The organism is Nitratireductor sp. GCM10026969 (assembly GCF_042660605.1).
In the GTDB taxonomy this organism is placed as follows: Bacteria; Pseudomonadota; Alphaproteobacteria; order Rhizobiales; family Rhizobiaceae; genus Chelativorans.
The window spans coordinates 1-1,545 of sequence record NZ_JBHSUM010000288.1 but is presented as its reverse complement, the minus strand read 5'-3'; the positions used below and the strand labels follow the sequence as shown (position 1 = coordinate 1,545).

Here is a 1,545-nt window from a genome sequence, read left to right as displayed (position 1 = left end):
CCGGCCTCCGCCGCGCGCGCCATCGCCAGGAGCGCGACCACCGTCTTGCCCGCTCCGACGTCGCCCTGGAGCAGGCGCAGCATGCGTTCCGGGCGTGCCAGGTCTTCCTGAATGTCGGCGACTGCCCGTTCCTGCGACGGCGTGAGCGCGTAGGGCAGGGCGGCCCTCATGCACTCCGTGATCGTGCCGTCACCCTTGAGCGGCCTGCCGGCCAGCTTGCGCGTGCGTGGGCGCACCAGAGCGAGCGAGAGCTGGCTGGCCAGAAACTCGTCATAGGCGATGCGCTGCCATGCTTCGCCTTCGGGCGAGATGTCCTCGCTGTTCTGCGGAGCGTGCAGGCGACGCAGGGCGGCGCCGAAGGAGGGCAGGCCGAGGCGCTCCTGCACGGAGGCGTCCTGCCATTCCGGCAGGTCCGGCAGGCGTTCCAGCGCCTGGGCGACCGCACGGCGCAGGACCTTTGCCGAAAGGCCCGCCGTCAGCGGATAGACAGGCTCCAGCGGCGGCAGTGCGGCAGCTTCCTCCGCCGGCATGATATAATCCGGGTGGACCATGGACGGACGGCCGTTGAACCAGTCCATCCGTCCTGAAACCAGCACATGTCCGCCGATCGGCAGCTGCCGTTCGAGATAGGGCTGGTGGGCGTGGAAGAAGGTGAGGGCGATCTCGCCCGTGTCGTCGAATGCGAAGACCCGATAGGGGACGTTCTTCTTGCCGCGCGGCGGTGGCTGGTGCCGACCGACGGTCAGATCGAGCGTGACGATCGCTCCTTGCGGCGCGTGCGCCACCCCCGGCCGGTTGGTGCGGTCGATGAGCGAGTGCGGCAGAACGAACAGAAGGTCGCCCACCCGCAAGGGGCGGCCGGCGAGGTCCGCCGGCACGACATTGGCGATCAGCCCGGCAATCTTGCCGCCGATGCCGTCGAGGCTCGTGGCCGGGGCGAACAGGGGGTCGAGAAGCGAAGGACGCATACGGTCTATGCTTATGGAACAAAAGCCGCTGCGCAAGGCTGACAGCGCCCTTGTCACACGCTATATGCGCCACGCAGACTGAAAGGCATTGTGCTGATGACCGGAACCACCCGTTCGAGCGCCGATCTCGATCCGCGCAGGCGTCGCGCGCTCATACGCGCCTGGCGGCGCGGCATGCGCGAAGTGGATTTGGTGCTGGGCGGTTTCGCCGACAGGCATATCGCCGCCCTATCGGACGAGGATCTGGCGGTGTTCGAGGCCCTGCTGGAGGTTCCCGACACGACGCTCCTTCCCTGGGTGACCGGCGAAAAGGCGGTGCCGCAGCAATATGATACGGAGCTCTTTTCCCGCGTCCGCGTTTCCTGCGGCGCGCAAGGCTGAACAATCGGAATGACGGACCTGATTGAACCCATCGGCGTTGCGCGGGGCCGAAACGGCGCGGTGATCGTAGACGGTGTCGCCGACGGCTACGAGGCTTTCGCGCTTGCGCAACTGGCGGCGGAGATCGCGCCGGAGGGGCCGCTCGTCTTCGTGCTGCGCGACGGACAGCGCTTGCCCGCGGTTGCCGAGGCGCTGC

Annotated in this window: 2 protein-coding genes and 1 pseudogene; 2 read left to right on the top strand and 1 reads right to left on the bottom strand. The window is 68.0% G+C overall.

Annotated features, from left to right (window positions below; translation table 11 throughout):
* A pseudogene (locus tag ACFP9U_RS24965) lies at positions 1-968 on the bottom strand (ATP-dependent DNA helicase RecG); the annotation flags it as partial.
* 96 nt (positions 969-1,064) lie between these two features.
* Here ACFP9U_RS24965 and ACFP9U_RS24960 point away from each other — a divergent pair.
* Both ACFP9U_RS24960 and ACFP9U_RS24955 read left to right on the top strand, forming a co-directional pair.
* Positions 1,065-1,349, top strand: coding sequence for a succinate dehydrogenase assembly factor 2 (locus tag ACFP9U_RS24960; protein ID WP_378625572.1), 285 nt, complete (start codon positions 1,065-1,067; stop codon positions 1,347-1,349).
* Positions 1,350-1,358: 9 nt separating this feature from the next.
* Positions 1,359-1,545: hypothetical protein (locus tag ACFP9U_RS24955; protein ID WP_378625570.1), on the top strand; the 187-nt coding region annotated here is incomplete at its 3' end.

What these genes read in the sequence shown, in the direction of transcription:
- ACFP9U_RS24960 (WP_378625572.1), top strand. Translation starts at nt 1,065, where the DNA reads ATGACCGGAACCACCCGTTCGAGCGCCGATCTCGATCCGCGCAGGCGT.